The sequence below is a fragment of the Paenibacillus whitsoniae genome (assembly GCF_003955665.1).
GTDB lineage: Bacteria > Bacillota > Bacilli > Paenibacillales > NBRC-103111 > Paenibacillus_E > Paenibacillus_E whitsoniae.
In genome coordinates this window covers 36,712-53,843 of the sequence record NZ_RXHU01000054.1, presented here as the reverse complement: position 1 = coordinate 53,843, position 17,132 = coordinate 36,712, and the positions used below count along the sequence as shown (strand labels likewise).

Sequence of the window (17,132 nt, the reverse complement as noted above, 5' to 3'; positions counted from 1 at the left end):
CGTCTGTGGAATTCACCGTCATGACGTTTAATTTGCGCTACAACGAAAAGAAAGACGGAAACAACGCCTGGCCGCACCGGGTCGATCAGGCGGCCGATCTCATTCGCCGCTATCGCCCCTCCGCGATCGGGACGCAGGAAGGACTTCGGTCCATGCTGGACGATTTGCAGGTGCGGCTTCCCGGCTACGCTTGGGTCGGCGAAGGGCGCGGCGGCGGCCATGAGGACGAACATAATGCGATTTTTTACGATACAAGCTTGCTGTCTGTGCAGGAATGGGGTCAGTTCTGGCTGTCGGAGACGCCGGAGCGGCCGAACAGCGTCAGCTGGAACAGTAGCCTGCCGCGCATCTGCACGTGGGCCCGGCTGCAATCGATTGCGGAGCCTGGTCTCGAATGGATGCTGTACAACACGCATCTGGACCATATCGGACAGGAAGCCCGCGTGAAGGGAGCTGCTTTGATTCGCAGCCAGATGGAGCGCTATGTCGGACTGGCTGCGGGTGCGGATGCGAGTGCAGTGGATTCACCGCTTCCGGCCGTGCTCACCGGCGATTTCAACGCTTGGCCGAGCAACCCGGCGATCGTGCAGCTGTGCAGCGAGCTGTTCGACGCTTTTCGGCTGCATGACGGTGCCGTCGGCCTAACCGCACACAGCTTCCAGGGCGGTTCGGACGGACAGCCGATCGATTATATTTTCGCCTCGGCAGGCGTGCGCGTACTGGAAGCGCAAGTGATTCACGACAACGTAGACGGTCGCTACCCGTCGGACCATTATCCGGTGCTGGCGCGGATGCGTATCGAGCCTCGTGAAAGGGAGTGACAAGCGAATGCCAAACCAAACAAATCAAGCCGAAGTGAAGCTAGAGTTTGCGCGCAGCATCGACAAAGACGAGGAAGGCCGCTACGTAGAGCTGCCTTTCGAAATGCCTGAACGTGCCGGCGCGCTGCTTGTTTCGTATAGGGTTGAATCGCATGACGCCAATGCGAATGCGATCATTGACCTTGGCGTGCGCGACGAGCGGCGCCTGCGCGGCTGGAGCGGAGGCGCGCGCAGCGAATTTCGCATCGAGCCGGAGCAGGCGACTCCCGGCTACATCGCCGGTGAACTGACGCCCGGCGGCTGGGCCGTTGTACTTGGCGCCTACCGCGTGCCGGAGGGGGGCTGCACGGTACATGCAGTCGTGCGCATAGAGCTGTGCACGCCGGGTTGGCTGCGCGGCGACCTGCACACGCACAGTGTCCACAGCGACGGCACTTTCACGCTGGAGGAGAATGCCGCCGCGATCAAGGCGCTCGGCTGCGATTTTATTGCGATGACCGATCACAATGCGATTAGCCAAAACAGCGCCTATCCACGGAATAGCGGCGTCATTATGATTCCCGGCATGGAATTCACAACCAACTTCGGACACAGCAATTTTCTCGGCGTAGACGACCCGCTGGACGATTTCCGTGTCGTCTCTCAAGCCGATGTCGACCACCGCATTGCGGAGGCGAGAACACGCGGCTCAAAGATCGTGTTGAACCACCCCCACTGCGAGTATTGCCCATGGCTCTGGGATTTCGCTGCCGACTATGATTGGGTGGAAATATGGAACGGACCCTGGACGGAGCGCAACGCCAGGGCATTGAGCTGGTGGCAAGAGCAATTAGCCGCGGGTCGAAGGCTCGTCGCCGTTGGCGGCAGTGACACGCATCGGCCTCACCCGTTTGTGAAACACGCTTACCCGTGCACGTGGGTGCTCTCTGACACGCGAACGGCCGCGGGTGTGCTGGACGGTATCGGCCGCGGCCATACGTTTACGACTTTCGCCCCCGACGGGCCGTTCGTCGAGCTGCGCTGCGGCGATGCCATAATGGGCGATACGGTGCCTGTTGGAGCAGCCGCTCCCGAGCTTGTGACGGTGCATGCGGAGCATTTACTCCCCGGCGACGAGCTGCGGGTCATTAGCGAGAACGGTCAAGAGCGGAGCTGGATTGCCAGCGAAGATACGCTGGATATTAGCGTGGAGCGAGATGGGCGGCATTTTGTCAGGGTCGAAGTGTGGCGCCGATTCGAGCAGGTGCAGAACACCCTGCTGGCGGCCGTGACGAATCCGATCTATTTTGACCGGCCATGAAATGCCTAAAAGCGAAAAAGCACATAAAGCCTCAACGAAGTTGGAGGTCTATGTGCTTTTTTGTTTGCATTTTTGTGCTAAACAAGCCACAGGCTACTATATATTTAATGATGGTCGGCCCATTTCTGCAATTCGTCCATCACCGGCTTAAGGCCTTTGCCCTTCTCCGTCAGTTCGTACTCGATTCGAACCGGTGTTTCGGGATACACATGACGCACGATAATATCCGCGGCTTCCAATTCCTTGAATCGTTCGGAAAGCATACGGTCGCTCATGCTGGGAATCAACACGGATATATCTTTAAACCGCTTGGGTCCAGTTAAAAGCACATGGATGATTAACCCTGTCCAACGTTTTCCCAGAAGCTCAAATGCGTTCTCGAATTTCGGGCACAGTTGATAGTCTTCCATACAAATCATCTCCTTCGAGTTTTACAAAACGGTGCAACGGTTCCTATAAAACAATTTTAACATAGTCACTTGACAAAAGTAAGTGCTTCGTAATAATATACTAACATAAAGTAAGTTGTTAAACAAAATTTATTTAAAGAGGAGTTGTTAGTAATGGCAACTGGACTATTAATTATTCGTTTGATCATCGGTTTATCGATGGCGGCGCACGGCACACAAAAGGTGTTTGGTTGGTTTGGCGGCTACGGCCCCAAAGGTACAGGCGGATTCTTTGAATCTATCGGCATTAAACCAGGCGTTCTAATGGCGGTTCTTGTCGGACTCGCCGAGCTTGGCGGCGGCCTGCTCTTCGCCGCGGGACTTTGGACCACTGTCGGCGCAGCACTTATCATTCTCGTTATGCTTGGCGCAATATTCACCGTGCACTTGAAAAGCGGCTTCTGGGTCACTTCCGGCGGTATTGAATATCCGCTGATCCTCATTGCAGTAGCCCTTGGCGTCGCCTTGATCGGCGGAGGAGATTATGCCATCGACGCCCTGCTATAATACAATGTACCCGCCAGGCCTTGCGGCCCGGCGGTTTTTTATTGAAAAAAAGCCTGAGTCGTCTATATCACAGGCTCCTTCGCATTTTCACAGCAATTTCATTTTTTCCCTACGTATATTCATGCTAATTTGTCATATACATGTACCAACAAGGCAAGAGGCCTTGAATAATCCATCTGGAGGCTGTAAATATGACACTACAAAACGAGTTTCAAGAAGATCGTCAAGATCTCGTGGTGCTTTTCTCTGAGGAATCCGAATCGGAAGCCGAAGTTGAAGAAGAAATAGCTGAAGAAGCAGCCGACGAGGAAAGCGAAGACTCCTCCAGCGAATCGGAAGAATCCGATGAGGCTGAGGAAGACGAAGAAGCGGAAGCCGAAGAAGAAGAGGCTGGCGACGCGGAAGTAGAAGCCGAAGCGGAGTCTGGCGAGGATGATGAGGCGGAAGAAGACGAAGAAGCGGAAGCTGAGGATGAATCCGAAGAAGCCTCTGAAGAGGACTAGGTTTTGTAACCGCCATCATTACCATCATCCAAAACACTTTCTAGAAGCATAAGAGCCTTACTGCCACATCCGCTGCGGCAATAAGGCTCTTTTTGTTTTACGGTTTGCCCGTCAGGCCGACCTTCAGATCTTTGATCAACACATAAGTGTCGCCGTTCGTCAGCTTTTGTTTGTCGGCAATCAGCGACAAGGAAGCTTCGTTCAGCAGTTTGTTCGCAACCAGCTTGGCTTGGGCTTCCGCCGGCGTGCCCGCTATACCCAGGGCTTGCGTCATGGTATAGGTCGCTTGTTCGAGCGTCAGCGGGATTTTATCCGCATAGTCCAGCTTCGCGATCGCTGCACTGGCGTCCCCCTTCCAGGCGTCCGGTTTCATTTTACGCGCGCCGAGCATGAGGTTCACCATTCTTTTCGGATTGGCGGCATCGTCCAGATGGAAGTTATTGTCGTAAGCGCCTGCCGCAAGACCCAAGGTCAGCGCTGTCTTAAGTGCGTCGAATTGCTTATGCTCCATGAACGGCTGCGGCTTGATTGCGATCGGCTGCACAACCATACCTTGCTTGTTCAGCTGCGCTTGCAGCTTGGCAATGCTCTCCTTGGATGCGGATAATTCTCGGAACGACTTGTTCTCCTGCTTCGCCTGCGCCGCCGCTGCACCCGCGGCTTCGCCTTCCGCCATGCCGGTCGGAATGACGCGCGCGCTGCCATGCGGCAGCGTATCGTAGCTCGCCGCGCGACCGACGACGAGCAGTCCGTCCACCTTCAGCGGCACGAGGCTGCGGAACGGAATCGCGTACTGCTTCGGTTTGCATACGACGGTGCCGGAATCTGTCGGCGAGATGCGCTGAATGTCTACCGGGTAGGACCCGAAGCCGATGCGGTCCCATTGATCCGCATTCGTGCAGACGTCGACAATGCTGAGGCGGTATTCCCCTTGCATGTGACGGGTTTCTCTCACGTACAGCTCAGGCGCCGTGCCGTCCAGCTCCAGCGTTGCAAATTCAGGGAACGTCTTCTTCATGTAGTCGACGACGTTCGGCAGCTCCTGCTTGCCGATATCGAAAGCCTCTTTGACGGATTGCGGATTGAACGTGTCGACGCCGAAAATTTGCAGCGAGTTGATCAGCACCGTGTTGTCGTTCTGGCGGCCCATGTTCAGTCCGCGCATTTTGGCTCTTGTTTTATTAATCGCCGGATAATTGCTCATTTCCTTGTAGCCGTATACGCTCACTTCGTTAACGCCGGAGTTGACGTCATCGTCGCCATTGAGGCGCTTCGCCATCAGGTCCCAGACTTCCGGTGTTACGCCGCGAAGACGGAACGCCAATGTAACCGCCATTTTCGAATTGGGATCGCCGATATCCTCATGACCGATCGTAAAGCCGACACCGGCCGCGGCGGCAAAATCACCGTCCTGCGTCGCGTCGATGACCGACTGCGCTTTCACGGTTTGCGTCGTGCCGTTCGCGAGGGTAATGGTCGCGCCTTGCACAAGCGATTTCCCCTCCGCCATCAACGGCGCGATTTTGGACGTGCCCATAAGTACGTCGATGTTCTTTTCATTTTTGACCAAATCATAGAACACATTGGCCGCTGTATTCACGTCGAAGGAATCGCCTTCAATTTTGGCGTACCACTCGGAGAAAAAGCCTTTGTTCCACACATCGTCCTTGCCGAGCAGCGTCTTCCCTGTCGAATAGTTCATATCAATGGAATTGATCCAGCCAAGCGTCATCAGACCGCCCAAAATCTCGCGATTACGCCCATCAACGAGCAGCGTACTCAGACCATTCCTCGCCGCAGAAACGGCCGCAGCCACGCCCTCAGGGTCCGTACCGACGACGATGACGTCATAGCTGTCTTTTGCTTTCTTTACAGACTTCACTTCTTCCAACGCCTGTTTCGCATGCTTATTCGAGCTGTCCACATGCAGGTTATATTGATACACCAGCGATGCGGCCGCAGCCAGCACCGTCAAAACAATCAATATCGTCATCCACCAGACCCACGCCCGGGAAGTCGATCGGTTTCCATTCCTGTTAGCCATTACGATAAAAGCACCCACCTTATCTCTCGCATTTGGAACTATTATGCCAATTGTTAGTTTACCACAATTTGCTGTCGGTTGAGAAATTTGTCGCAATGCGGGATGAAGGAAGCTTGGCGTACATGCGAAACTTTCACCTCGTACATAGCCCTTTCCGACTTTAGCATGAATCCATGTTCGGAGCTTGTTCTGCCATTGTTGCGAACCTCAATCTTTATCTACAACAGGGGAGTCAGACGACATCCACCAAGTAAGGGCTTTGTGCGTCCATGAACTGGAAAACCTCCAGCTCATTTTGCCTGGAAACGGCCTCGGCACCTGCTGAACTGGAAAAACTCCAGTTCATTTCAATATTTTTCAGGGAGCGGCTGCTAAACGTACAAATGTACTGGAAGAATTCCAGTTCAGCCCCTCGATTTGGGCGAAAATGCGAAAATGTACTGGATAAATTCCAGTTCATTGGAGGAGTGGTGGCAGAAAGTCCCGACGAGCACGGCACTACCAACATCAACAAAAAACCGCGAGCACTGTCGATAAACCAGTACGCGCGGCTTCGGCTTTTACCGATATGATTTTTTCGGAATGCTCTTCATCTGTTCCTGAGCGGACGTAAACTCACGGCTGATCTCTACATCGGCAAACGCTGCGGCTTGGCTCATCCGTTCCGCAAAGCTCGCATGCTGCCATTGCTGCTCCGCTGAAGTCATCATTTTCTCTTTGATTGATTGGCGCACGAGACGGCTCCTTCCGGCTGGTATCTACTTGCTAGTATACCCAAGCCTTCTCTACCCCATCCCGCGCTACTTGCTCTCAATCATGAGCGTAACCGGCCCCCAGTTTGTCAACGACACGTCCATCATCGCCCCGAACACGCCCGTCTCCACCTGCAGGCCCTGTGCGCGAAGCTCCCGATTAAAATAATCATAGAGCGGCTCCGCCTGCTCCGGTCTTGCCGCCGCCATAAAGTTCGGTCGCTTCCCTTTCCGGCAATCGCCATATAAGGTGAACTGCGACACCGATAAAATACGCCCCTCAATCTCTTGCACGGACAAGTTCATCTTCCCGGTTTCATCTTCAAAAATGCGCAACCCGGCGATTTTCTCCGCCACATACTTTGCGTCCTTCTCTGTATCTTCATGCGTAATGCCGACCAGCAGCATCAGCCCTCGTCCGATCTCCCCAACCGTTTGTCCATCGACCGACACGGCTGCCTGCTTGCATCGCTGTACCACTACTCTCATCGCAATCTCCTTGCCTTACGTCTGCATGATCCGCGAAACCGAATATACATCTTTCACGCGTTTGATTTTCTCCACAACGGACTGTAAATGATCCAAATTTTTGATCAAAATGGTCATATGAATCGTCGCCATTTTATTTTTATCCGAACGGCCTGACACGGCCGAAATCATCGTCTTGCTTTCGGAAACAGCCTGCAGCACTTCGTTCAGGAAGCCGCGGCGGTCGTGTCCGGTAATTTCAATCTCGACGTTGAAGTTCGATTCGACCATATCCGCCCAATCGACCTCAATGACGCGTTCCTCTTCGCCCATCGCCGTCGGAATGTTTGTGCAGTCCGAGCGGTGGACGGATACGCCGCGTCCGCGCGTAATATAGCCGATAATTTCGTCGCCAGGCACCGGATTGCAGCAGCGGGCAAAACGCACGAGCAAATTATCGACGCCCTTGACGCGCACGCCGTTTGTCGGCCGCGACTTCTTGTCGCTCGCCGGCGCCTTGACTTCCTTGACCTCGCTGCTCAGCTTGATGATCTGCGCTTCTTCCTGCTCCTTGCGCAGCTTCTCCGTCAGCTTCGTGCAAATTTGCGCCGCCGTGATGCCGCCAAACCCAACGGCCGAAAGCATATCTTCAATATCGGCAAAATTGAACTTCTTTGCCGCTTCCAGCATCTTCTCGTCGCTCATCAATGTGGACGGCTCGATCGCCAAGCGCTTCAACTCACGCTCGATCAAGTCGCGGCCCTTCTCCACGTTCTCCTCGCGCTTCTCTTTCTTGAACCACTGCTTGATTTTGCTGCGCGCATGTGAGGATTGCGCAATTTTTATCCAGTCCTGGCTCGGCCCGTAAGAGTGCTTGGACGTCAAAATTTCAATAATATCGCCGGTCTTGAGCTTATGGTCAAGCGGAACGATCCGCGAATTGACCTTCGCACCGATCGTCCGATTCCCGACTTCCGTATGAATCCGGTACGCAAAATCGAGCGGCACCGACCCCGCCGGCAGCTCAATGACTTCGCCTTTCGGGGTAAAGACAAAGACAAGATCCGAGAAGAAATCCATCTTCATCGATTCCATAAATTCCGAAGCGTCCTGCGTCTCCTGCTGCAGCTCCAGAATTTCGCGGAACCAGCTCATTTTATCCTCAAAAGTGCCTGAGGGCACGATCGAGCCGCCTTCTTTGTACGCCCAGTGTGCGGCGATCCCGAATTCCGAGGTGCGGTGCATCTCCCACGTACGGATCTGCACTTCCAGCGGCTCGCCTTTCGGGCCGATGACTGTCGTATGCAGCGACTGGTACATGTTCGGCTTCGGCATGGCGATATAATCCTTGAACCTGCCCGGCATCGGCTTCCACAGCGTATGAATAATACCCAAAGAAGCGTAGCAGTCTTTGATATTGTCCACAATGACGCGCAAAGCCATCAAATCGTAGATTTCGTTGAACTGCTTGCCGCGGGAACTCATTTTTTTATAGATGCTGTACAAATGCTTCGGTCTTCCGGAGATATCGCCTTGAATCCCCATTTCATCCAGCTTCTCTTTGATGCTGTGAATCACGTCCTCGATGTACTGCTCGCGCTCGGTTCGCTTCTTCTGCATCAGATTGACGATCCGGTAGTACTGCTGCGGATTCAAATAACGGAGGGCGATGTCCTCCATTTCCCATTTAATCGTCGAGATCCCGAGCCTGTGCGCAATCGGACAAAAGATTTCCAGCGTCTCCTCCGCGATCCGGCGTTGGCTCTCCTCCGACTGATATTTCAGCGTGCGCATATTGTGCAGACGGTCCGCCAGCTTGATTAGAATGACGCGAATATCTTGCGCCATCGCGACGAACATTTTGCGATAATTCTCGTTCTGCTGTTCTTCCTTCGATTTGAACTTAATTCGCTCTAGCTTCGTCAAACCGTCGACGAGCATCGCACACGTCTTGCCGAATTTATCAAGAACCGTTTCCAGCGAAACGGTCGTATCTTCCACGACATCATGCAAAAGTGCCGCAATCACCGAGGTGACGTCCATCTGCATGTTCACCAATATCTCTGCAACGGCGAGCGGATGCAGAATATAGGGCTCACCCGATTTGCGCACTTGGCCATGATGGGCTTCATCCGCGAATTCATAGGCCTCCCGAATCCTCTGCAAATCATTCTCCTTCAGATAGGTGGCGGCCTTCTCCAGCAGCTGCTCTATACCCATGCATCTACCCATTCCTTTTAGTGATTTTTATTCATTATGCCTGCAAGTCAGGCTCCTCGTCAAGGATTGGCTGACAAGCGTTCGACAAAATGCATCATTTCTCTATTAAAAAGAGAATCGAATACAAGCGTATTCGATCCTCAATCAGGATTAGTATTGGACCAACGATACCACGTCGATGCCTTCAAATTTGTTGCGGCCGTCCAGGTACGTAAGCTCGATCAAGAAAGCTGCACCGATGACTTCGCCGCCGAGCTGCTTCACAAGATCCACCGAAGTCTTAATCGTTCCGCCGGTTGCGAGCAGGTCGTCGGCGATCAGCACCTTCTGGCCTGGCTTGATCGCATCGCTGTGCATCGCCAGCTTATCCTTGCCGTATTCCAATGCGTAGTCAGCTTTAATCGTTTCACCCGGCAGCTTGCCGCTCTTGCGAATCGGCACGAAGCCGACGCCAAGCGCGATAGCCAGCGGAGCGCCGATCACAAAACCGCGCGCCTCCGGGCCTGCGATAACGTCGATTTCTTTATCCTTTACCAGCGCTTTCAGCTGTTCGATCGCTTCTTTGTACACATCGCCGTTTTGCAAAAGCGTTGTAATGTCCTTGAAGCGAATACCAGGCTGCGGGAAATCGGGGATAACGCGGATGTAATCTTTAAAATTCATGTTCAATTGCCTCCAACATTCATAATGTGATCAGTTCATATATCGGGCCATCCATTGTTCCAATTCTTTCGCTGAGGAATACATAACGATGGATTCTACTTCCTGCCTCCCGGCGCGCTGCTGATACAGGCGGGACGAAGCCAGGTCTTTTTTGGCCGGCGCAGGGTTGATCGTTACTATCTTATCTTTCTTCTGGACAAACGACAACTCTTCAAATACGGATAAAATAAAATGGATCATTTCCGGCGACATGCCCGAGCGTTTGCTTAGGGATGTCATCACTCTCGTATCTTCAACCTGCAAGGAAGCTTCTCTTTGCAGAAAAGCATATAGCATTTTAAACATCTCACGCGACGGCATCGTACTTCCGCTTCCCCCGCCAAGCTCGGCAAAAACGGCGTAGCAGCGCAACATGCCTGCCGCTTGCTGAATCACATTCGTCAAGTCTGCTATCGATCCCGGCATCGTATAAAAAACAACGTCCTGCGCTTCATCGAAACGCAGCGATTCCGCGAGCGGATTGCCAGGTCTCAGCGTCTGATCGTCCTCGAGAACCCAGTACGGGACTTCCTCGCCTAGATAGGCGCCGGGGGCCCGATAAAGCGCCTCATCCGACGTTTGAAACAACACGAGCCCCGGCGTAATCTGATAAGGACTGCCTGCGAGGGCCCCTGACAGTCCATTCAGCCTTGTGCGCAGCTGGCCGGCACCCCGCCAATCAAACACCTGCTTATGTTCGATGCGAATGTCCTGCAGCACAATCTGCGGCTTACGCACACCATTCCATTCGTTAATCGACAGCTCGCCGACCACATCTATGCTCGCCGACGGCGTAATCAACCCGGCAATATGCCCTTTGCCGAACGCGACAGCTTCGACCGTACAGGCGACCTCATCCTTCGCTTGGGATATTCCCAGCTTCAGATGCTGCTTCTCCTTGCCCATCGTGCGAATGTCGCTGAGTGAAGCGCCGGAAAACAGAAATCTCGGGGACGGATTGCCCATGCCGAACGGCGCCAGCAGCTCAAGCTGCTCGATGCAAGCGATCGGCACATCCGCCAAATGACACTGACTATCCGCTTTAATCAGCGGGATATAGTCCTGTTCCGTTAACAGGGAGGCGGCGATTTCATTCAGTCTATGTGTCAATTCATCCAAATGACTCCGTTTCAGGGTCATGCCTGCGGCCGCCTGGTGCCCGCCGTAATGGTCGAACAGTTCCTTGCATGCCGTGAGCGCCTGATACAAATCAAAGCCTGCGATGGAGCGCGCCGAGCCTTTCGCTTTCCCGGTTGCCGGGTCAATGCTTAAGACCAGGGTCGGGCGGTAGTAGCGTTCCACAATCTTGGACGCTACGATGCCGACAACGCCGACATTCCACCCTTCGGCGGCGACGACGATGACCTTGTCCATCCCTTTCTCACGCTGCGCCTCCGCCATGACGAAGGCCTCGCTCACCATGTCTTCCACAATTTGCTGACGCTCTTTATTCAGCATATCCAATTCGGCGGCAATTTGCTCAGCTTCCTGCAGATTTCGCGTGGTCAGCAGCTTGACCGCAATGTCGGCCGCTTCAAGCCGCCCGCTGGCATTGATTTTGGGCGCTAAAGAAAAGCCGATATGCCCTGCGGTCACTTCCTTGCGCTCGATTCCCGACACGGCAATTAACGCGCGGAAACCGGCGTAGGCGGAATCCTGCATCCGCTCGAGCCCGTGCTTTACGATGAGCCTGTTCTCGCCGGTCAACGGCATCAGATCCGCAACCGTGCCGAGCGCTGCGAATTCCAGCAGCTCGTCCGGAAAACGGCCGAGCAGCGCATGCGCCAGCTTGAAGGCGACGCCCACGCCGGCTAAATACTTGTACGGGTAAGGACAACCCGGCTTCTTGGGATTAATGACCGCGAGCGCCTCGGGAAGCCTCTCCGGGGGCTCGTGGTGGTCTGTGACGATCACATCAAGCCCAAGCTCGCGGCAGTAGGCGATCTCTTCGGCTGCGGAGATGCCGGTGTCAACCGTGATCAGGAGCTGTACGCCCTGCTCCTTGGCAAGCGTGACCGCTCCGCGGTTGAGCCCATACCCTTCGCGAATACGATGCGGAATATACGTATCGAACTTGGCTCCCAATCCATCCAGGAGGTGGGCCATGAGCGATGTGCTGCTGACGCCGTCCGCATCGTAATCCCCGTATATGCGGATGAATTCTCCGTTATCCAGCGCCTTCCGAATGCGCTCAACCGCCTCGCGCATGCCGTCCAGCCCGAACGGATCGTGGTAATCGTCCGCGCTTCCATTTAGAAATTGTTTAGCAGCAGGCACGGTGCGAATATCTCGAAGCACCAGGATTCTCGCGACGAGCGGATCAATCTGCAGCTCCTGAACGAAGATGCGAACAAGTTCTTCATCTGCGTGGCCTATGCTCCATCTTGCCTTGGGTGCTAACAACTGTGTATCCTCCTGCGTTCTAATAAGGTAGTTCAAAAAGTCGTCTTCTCGGTGCTGAAAACCCGACTTTTTGAACACTCAATTTAGTGTATAACCGTCGGCAGTTCGCCGACATCCGTCTCATTGCCTGGCTTGTATGGATAGCCCGCATCGTAAGGAATCACATGAATGGTAACATCGGTCACATGGTGATACTGTTTCATGAGCTGATGTTTGATTCGTTTTGAAATCTCATGACCTTCCCATACCGAAAGTCTCGGGTTGACGCTGACGCGCATATCCACGACCACATAATGCCCCTGCTCACGCGCTTTCAGCTCGTCGACCGTAATCACGCCGTGCATGCGCTGCACAGCTTCAAGCATATCAGCAGCCTCGTCATGCTGGCGCTCACTGCGAGGCCCCGCCTGCGGCGATCTCCATATATACCTGAACCCCGCACGGATCGCCAGCAAGGCCACGAGCAATCCCGCAATGGCGCCAGTCTTGGACAACCAAGCGCTGTCCGTCTGTTTCTCGAGAACGATGCTGACGGCCTGAAAACCCGCCGCAAGACCGAGAACGATAATAATGCCTCCCCTAAGGCGATTCTTGTGAAAACGCTCGTCACTCACCAGGTCATTCCCCCTAAAAGGATACAAAGGCCGCGCAATATTCACGCGGCCGTTTACTATGGTTATTACGCTGCAACTTTCTTTTTAGAACTGCGTAACGATTTACGTTTGAGCAAATACCAAAGCGAACATGCGATAAAGATCGAGGAGTACGCCCCGCTCGTCAAACCGACCAGCTTCGCAAGCGCAAACAGCTTGATCGATTCGCTGCCGAAGACGTATAAGCAGCCTGCGGCAATGAGAACGACGAGAACCGTATTGATGTTCCGCGCCATTGTTTGCCAAATACTGTCGTTCACCAGCGCAACCAGATCTTCATCGGTTTTCAGCTTTGCAAAGCGCAGATTCTCACGGATCCGGTCGAAGATAACGATTTTATCGTTAATCGAGTAACCGATCGTCGTCAGCACCGCTGCCAGGAACGGTAGATTCACTTCCAGACGGAAAATCGCGAATACCGCGATAACCATAAACGCATCGTGCAAAATCGCGATAATGGCCGCAATGGCGAAGCGCCATTCGAAGCGGATGCTTACGTAGACGCAGATCAGCACGCTGGCAATCGCCACGGCGTACACCGCTTTGAGCAACAACTCTTTGGCCAACTGCGGGTCGACCGTATTGATCTCTTTGCTCACCGTCGTGCTGTAAGCCGTCTCAAACGCCTTCTGAATCTTCGTGACCGTTGCATCGTCCAGCACATCGTCAAAACGAATGGATACGCGGTCGCTGTTCGTACCGCCGATCGTCGGATCGGCGTATCTGGATTTTAAATCGCCGCCGGACGTCAAGCCTTTCAGCACCTCATCAACCTTTGCTTTTTCCAATTGCTTGCCAACCACGAGGTCAATATTGGTGCCAGCCTTGAAGTCAACGCCGAAATTCATGCTGGATACGAAAATCATAATTAAGCCAACCAGCAGAATCACCGCAGAAATCAAGAAAAATTTGTTGCGGCTTCTTACAAAATCAAAACGCTTCTTAGAGTCCACGGATGTCTGCCTCCTTCACACCGAAATAACTTGGCTTTTTGAGCAAATTACCTCGGATAATCAGGTGCAGCAGCCATCTCGAGAACACAACGTTGGTGATGATGGAAATGATGATGCTCAGCATCGTAATAACGGCAAATCCGCGGATCGCCCCATTGCCGACATAGTACAGCACGATGCCTGCAATCAAGTTGGTCACGTTGGCATCCATGATCGTACGGAAGGAATGCTTCGTGCCTGCTTTCAAGGAAGACAGAATGCTCTTGCCTGCGCGAATCTCTTCGCGAATACGCTCATAGGTAATGATGTTCGCATCGACAGCCATCCCGGCACCGAGCACAAGCGCGGCAATCCCCGGAAGCGTGAGCGTCGCATTCATAAAGTCAAAAATCGCCAGCAGCACCCAAATGTAAGTAATCAGGGTGAACGCCGCCACCAAACCTGGCACACGGTAGTATAGCACCATGAACAGGAAGATCAAGATCGAAGCGATCAAGCCTGCTCGCGCAGTCTCATGCAGGGAAGCTTTCCCCAGCGTTGCGTCAACGCGCTGTATGTATTTTTCCGTCAGTTTGAGCGGCATCGCGCCAAGGTTGATCATTTTGGCTACTTTCGTCGCTTCTGTTACGTTCGTTTGCGTAATAATCGCGGAATCGCTGTCAATCGGATAGTTGACCGACGCCGTCGATTGCAGCTGATCGTCCAAATAAATGGAAAGGGAGCTGCCCACCAGCTTCGTCGTCACCTCTTTGAACTTCTCGCGGCTTTTCATTTTAATCTCAACGATCGGCTGTTTCGTGTTCGGATCGTAGCTGAGCTTCGCCGCATTCTCAACGAAATCCGTTCCGTTCATGTACACGGTGCCGTCCGGTCCTCTGAATGTCAGGACAGCCGGTTTGGACATCATCGTCCGCACTTCTTCTTCGTTCTCCACGCCCGCCAGACGGACACGGATTCGGTCCGAACCTTCCGGATACACTTCCGGCTCTGCCACGCCGAGGGAATCGGCACGTTTGGCAAGGCTTTCCGCTGCTTCCGTAAGCGTTTCCTTCGTGAGCGGCTGACCGGCCGTCAGCGGCTCGGCGGTGTACAATATTTCAAAACCGCCCTTCAAATCCAAACCAAGCTTGATTCGATCAACTAGTCTAGGGCTCGTTGCTCCGATTGCGCCGAGAACAATGACAACCGTTAGAAAGAAGAACGAAATTCTTTTCCAATCCAGCATCTCATGCTTGTCTCCCTTCGATACTCAATATGCCTATTATACTCAGGTCTGAAAAACGAGTCAATTTAAGTCGATTTCTCTTGTGAGGCTGCAAAAAAAAGCCCCAATCGTTAGAATTGGGTCCCTCTATACATGCTAATTGTCATCCAGTTCATGAACTGTGTAGTCTTCAGCGACAAGATGTCATTGACAATTTGATGAAGTGAAGGCATCCCTGACTTCCGATATTTCTCGTTGACACAATCCCATATATCTTTGCCGGTCACCTGATCATAGCCCAGCAGGACAAACTCCTCCGCCTTGCTGGCGCAGAGCCCCTCAATAATCTCGTTCAACTCGTGATCCGTCATGCCGGCGCCGTCCTCTTCCTCGCTGACGATCCGTTCTTCTTCGCTCATGGGGAGGTCCTCCTAAGGTATGATTTACCTGAATCTTTGAATTATTCGAGATCGTAACGTTATTCTCCTCCTCCGCGCCTCCCTTGTCCGTAAAATGTTAGCATGAGCTTGGCCAGCCCCCGCATATTCTTAGGTATGACTGAACCGAAAAGAGGGTTGGGAGTGACCAAGCAATCGTTTATTAGAGGCACGCTCATTCTGCTTGCCGCCGGAATTGTGAACCGCATCCTCGGCTTTATTCCGAGAATGACGCTGCCGCGTGTTATCGGTGCAGAAGGCATCGGTATCTATCATATGGGATGGCCGTTTCTGTCCGTCATCTTAACGATCATTACCGGCGGGATCCCGGTGGCGATCGCCAAGCTGATTGCGGAAGCCGAGGCCGAGCACAATGAGAGCCGCATCCGCTCCATTCTGCGGATCTCTCTCGCCATTACCGCGACGCTCAGCGCTTTTTTCACACTTGTCTGTCTGTTCGGGGCCTCCTGGATCACCTCGCACCTGTTAACCGATGACCGCGTTTACTATACGTTTCTGTGCATGAGTCCGCTCATCCCGATTATCGGCGTTTCGGCCGTCTATCGCGGATACTTCCAGGGCAGGCAGAATATGATTCCGACCGCCACGAGCCAAACGACGGAGACGTTAATCCGCATCGTCATGGTGCTGGTGTGCGCCTACATGATGGTTCCGTACGGGGTCGAGTACGCGGCGGCAGGCGCGATGATCGGCGTGCTCGCGGGCGAAATTGCCGGCTTCGTCGTCCTTTATATTCATTTTAAATGGGACAAGAAAAAAACACCCCAGGCGCCCATTGCCAGCATCGGCACGAAGAAATCGACCGGAAGATTTACGAATTTCCGCAAAATCATGCGCATTTCCATCCCGATTACCGGCAGCAAATTGATCGGTGCAAGCTCCTATCTGCTCGAATCGATCCTGATCGCCCAAAGTCTGGCCATCGCCGGCATCACGACCAAGCTCGCAACCGCCCAATACGGCGCGCTTCAAGGGATGATTATCCCGATTATTTTGCTCCCGAGTGCCCTCACCATGTCTTTATCGGTTTCTTTGATCCCATCTTTAAGTGAAGCCGCGGCGCGCAAAGATATGAAAACGATCCACATGCGCCTGCATCAGTCCCTTAAACTGGCGTTGGTGACCGGAGCACCTTTTGCCGTGCTGATGTTCGTCCTCGCCGAACCCATTTGCACCTATATGTATAATCAGCCGGATGTCAGCACAATGCTTAAAATGATGGCGCCTGTCGCGATATTTATTTATTTTCAGTCGCCGTTGCAGGCCGCGCTGCAAGCGCTCAACAAGCCCGGCGCCGCGCTCGTCAACACCCTCATCGGGTCGGTCGTCAAACTGCTGCTCATTTACTTCCTGGCCAGTAGGCCAGAGCTCGGCATTCAAGGCGCTGTATTCGCCATCAACATCAACATCGTTCTGGTTACGCTGCTGCACTGGAACAGCGTGGTCCGGCTGCTGAAATTCAAAATGGACGGCAGTTCGTTCGGCAAAATCGGCGTCGCGATGCTTGTCTCCGGGGGCGTCAGCTATCTCTTCATGTATACCAACTGGATCGACATCACTTGGCTGCGTTTTGTCTCTTCGATGATCAGCGGCATGATCGCTTATCTGTTCATTATTACGCTTTTCAAGCTTATTCGTCTGCAAGATCTTCAGCGGCTTATGCATATGGGAAAAAAAATAATCCGTTGACCCCGA

Annotated in this window: 16 protein-coding genes; 5 read left to right on the top strand and 11 right to left on the bottom strand. The window is 53.4% G+C overall.

What is annotated here, in order from left to right:
* Window positions 1-5: 5 nt before the first annotated feature.
* Complete coding sequence (locus EJQ19_RS17785) at window positions 6-821, top strand: endonuclease/exonuclease/phosphatase family protein (RefSeq protein ID WP_126142580.1); 816 nt, start codon at window positions 6-8, stop codon at window positions 819-821.
* A gap of 7 nt (window positions 822-828) precedes the next feature.
* Window positions 829-2,121 (top strand): CehA/McbA family metallohydrolase, encoded by a 1,293-nt coding sequence (locus tag EJQ19_RS17780; protein ID WP_126142579.1) that lies wholly within the window; start codon window positions 829-831, stop codon window positions 2,119-2,121.
* 104 nt (window positions 2,122-2,225) lie between these two features.
* Here the strand turns inward: EJQ19_RS17780 and EJQ19_RS17775 are convergent, their stop codons facing one another.
* Window positions 2,226-2,531 (bottom strand): winged helix-turn-helix transcriptional regulator, encoded by a 306-nt coding sequence (locus EJQ19_RS17775; RefSeq protein ID WP_126142578.1) that lies wholly within the window; start codon window positions 2,529-2,531, stop codon window positions 2,226-2,228.
* A 153-nt stretch (window positions 2,532-2,684) separates the two neighbouring features.
* Between EJQ19_RS17775 and EJQ19_RS17770 the strand changes: the two genes are divergently transcribed.
* Window positions 2,685-3,077 carry a DoxX family protein gene (locus tag EJQ19_RS17770; RefSeq protein ID WP_126142577.1) on the top strand — a complete coding sequence of 131 codons (393 nt, stop codon included), beginning with the start codon at window positions 2,685-2,687 and terminating at the stop codon, window positions 3,075-3,077.
* 191 nt (window positions 3,078-3,268) lie between these two features.
* Window positions 3,269-3,580 carry a hypothetical protein gene (locus EJQ19_RS17765; protein WP_126142576.1) on the top strand — a complete coding sequence of 104 codons (312 nt, stop codon included), beginning with the start codon at window positions 3,269-3,271 and terminating at the stop codon, window positions 3,578-3,580.
* A 97-nt stretch (window positions 3,581-3,677) separates the two neighbouring features.
* Here the strand turns inward: EJQ19_RS17765 and EJQ19_RS17760 are convergent, their stop codons facing one another.
* The 10 genes from EJQ19_RS17760 to EJQ19_RS17720 all read right to left on the bottom strand — a co-directional run bounded on the left by EJQ19_RS17760 (window position 3,678) and on the right by EJQ19_RS17720 (window position 15,398).
* A complete protein-coding gene (locus EJQ19_RS17760; RefSeq protein WP_126142575.1) occupies window positions 3,678-5,624 on the bottom strand; it encodes an FAD-dependent oxidoreductase in 1,947 nt (648 codons plus the stop codon).
* Between the two features lie 560 nt (window positions 5,625-6,184).
* On the bottom strand, window positions 6,185-6,358 hold the full coding sequence (locus EJQ19_RS31880) for a hypothetical protein (protein ID WP_164716600.1): 174 nt from the start codon (window positions 6,356-6,358) through the stop codon (window positions 6,185-6,187).
* Window positions 6,359-6,424: 66 nt separating this feature from the next.
* Entirely contained in the window at window positions 6,425-6,865 is a 441-nt protein-coding gene (gene dtd / locus EJQ19_RS17755) for a D-aminoacyl-tRNA deacylase (protein WP_126142574.1), read from the bottom strand.
* A gap of 15 nt (window positions 6,866-6,880) precedes the next feature.
* A complete protein-coding gene (locus EJQ19_RS17750; RefSeq protein ID WP_126142573.1) occupies window positions 6,881-9,064 on the bottom strand; it encodes a RelA/SpoT family protein in 2,184 nt (727 codons plus the stop codon).
* A 150-nt stretch (window positions 9,065-9,214) separates the two neighbouring features.
* A complete protein-coding gene (locus EJQ19_RS17745) occupies window positions 9,215-9,727 on the bottom strand; it encodes an adenine phosphoribosyltransferase (protein WP_126142572.1) in 513 nt (170 codons plus the stop codon).
* Between the two features lie 30 nt (window positions 9,728-9,757).
* A complete protein-coding gene (gene recJ / locus EJQ19_RS17740; RefSeq protein ID WP_126142571.1) occupies window positions 9,758-12,169 on the bottom strand; it encodes a single-stranded-DNA-specific exonuclease RecJ in 2,412 nt (803 codons plus the stop codon).
* A gap of 83 nt (window positions 12,170-12,252) precedes the next feature.
* Window positions 12,253-12,783 carry a cation diffusion facilitator family transporter gene (locus EJQ19_RS32595; protein ID WP_241242964.1) on the bottom strand — a complete coding sequence of 177 codons (531 nt, stop codon included), beginning with the start codon at window positions 12,781-12,783 and terminating at the stop codon, window positions 12,253-12,255.
* Between the two features lie 65 nt (window positions 12,784-12,848).
* Window positions 12,849-13,775, bottom strand: coding sequence for a protein translocase subunit SecF (gene secF, locus EJQ19_RS17730; RefSeq protein WP_126142570.1), 927 nt, complete (start codon window positions 13,773-13,775; stop codon window positions 12,849-12,851).
* A complete protein-coding gene (gene secD, locus EJQ19_RS17725) occupies window positions 13,765-14,997 on the bottom strand; it encodes a protein translocase subunit SecD (RefSeq protein WP_126142694.1) in 1,233 nt (410 codons plus the stop codon). Before secD ends, secF begins: the two co-directional genes overlap by 11 nt.
* Before the next feature lie 113 nt (window positions 14,998-15,110).
* Window positions 15,111-15,398: a post-transcriptional regulator gene (locus EJQ19_RS17720; protein ID WP_241242963.1), complete on the bottom strand. Its 288-nt coding sequence runs from the start codon at window positions 15,396-15,398 to the stop codon at window positions 15,111-15,113.
* Between the two features lie 162 nt (window positions 15,399-15,560).
* Between EJQ19_RS17720 and spoVB the strand changes: the two genes are divergently transcribed.
* Entirely contained in the window at window positions 15,561-17,126 is a 1,566-nt protein-coding gene (gene spoVB, locus EJQ19_RS17715) for a stage V sporulation protein B (protein ID WP_126142569.1), read from the top strand.
* Window positions 17,127-17,132: the final 6 nt, after the last annotated feature.

What these genes read in the sequence shown, in the direction of transcription:
- EJQ19_RS17780 (WP_126142579.1), top strand. Translation starts at nt 829, where the DNA reads ATGCCAAACCAAACAAATCAAGCCGAAGTGAAGCTAGAGTTTGCGCGC.
- EJQ19_RS17775 (WP_126142578.1), bottom strand. Translation starts at nt 2,531, where the DNA reads ATGGAAGACTATCAACTGTGCCCGAAATTCGAGAACGCATTTGAGCTT.
- EJQ19_RS17770 (WP_126142577.1), top strand. Translation starts at nt 2,685, where the DNA reads ATGGCAACTGGACTATTAATTATTCGTTTGATCATCGGTTTATCGATG.
- EJQ19_RS17765 (WP_126142576.1), top strand. Translation starts at nt 3,269, where the DNA reads ATGACACTACAAAACGAGTTTCAAGAAGATCGTCAAGATCTCGTGGTG.
- EJQ19_RS17760 (WP_126142575.1), bottom strand. Translation starts at nt 5,624, where the DNA reads ATGGCTAACAGGAATGGAAACCGATCGACTTCCCGGGCGTGGGTCTGG.
- dtd (WP_126142574.1), bottom strand. Translation starts at nt 6,865, where the DNA reads ATGAGAGTAGTGGTACAGCGATGCAAGCAGGCAGCCGTGTCGGTCGAT.
- EJQ19_RS17750 (WP_126142573.1), bottom strand. Translation starts at nt 9,064, where the DNA reads ATGGGTATAGAGCAGCTGCTGGAGAAGGCCGCCACCTATCTGAAGGAG.
- EJQ19_RS17745 (WP_126142572.1), bottom strand. Translation starts at nt 9,727, where the DNA reads ATGAATTTTAAAGATTACATCCGCGTTATCCCCGATTTCCCGCAGCCT.
- EJQ19_RS17720 (WP_241242963.1), bottom strand. Translation starts at nt 15,398, where the DNA reads ATGAGCGAAGAAGAACGGATCGTCAGCGAGGAAGAGGACGGCGCCGGC.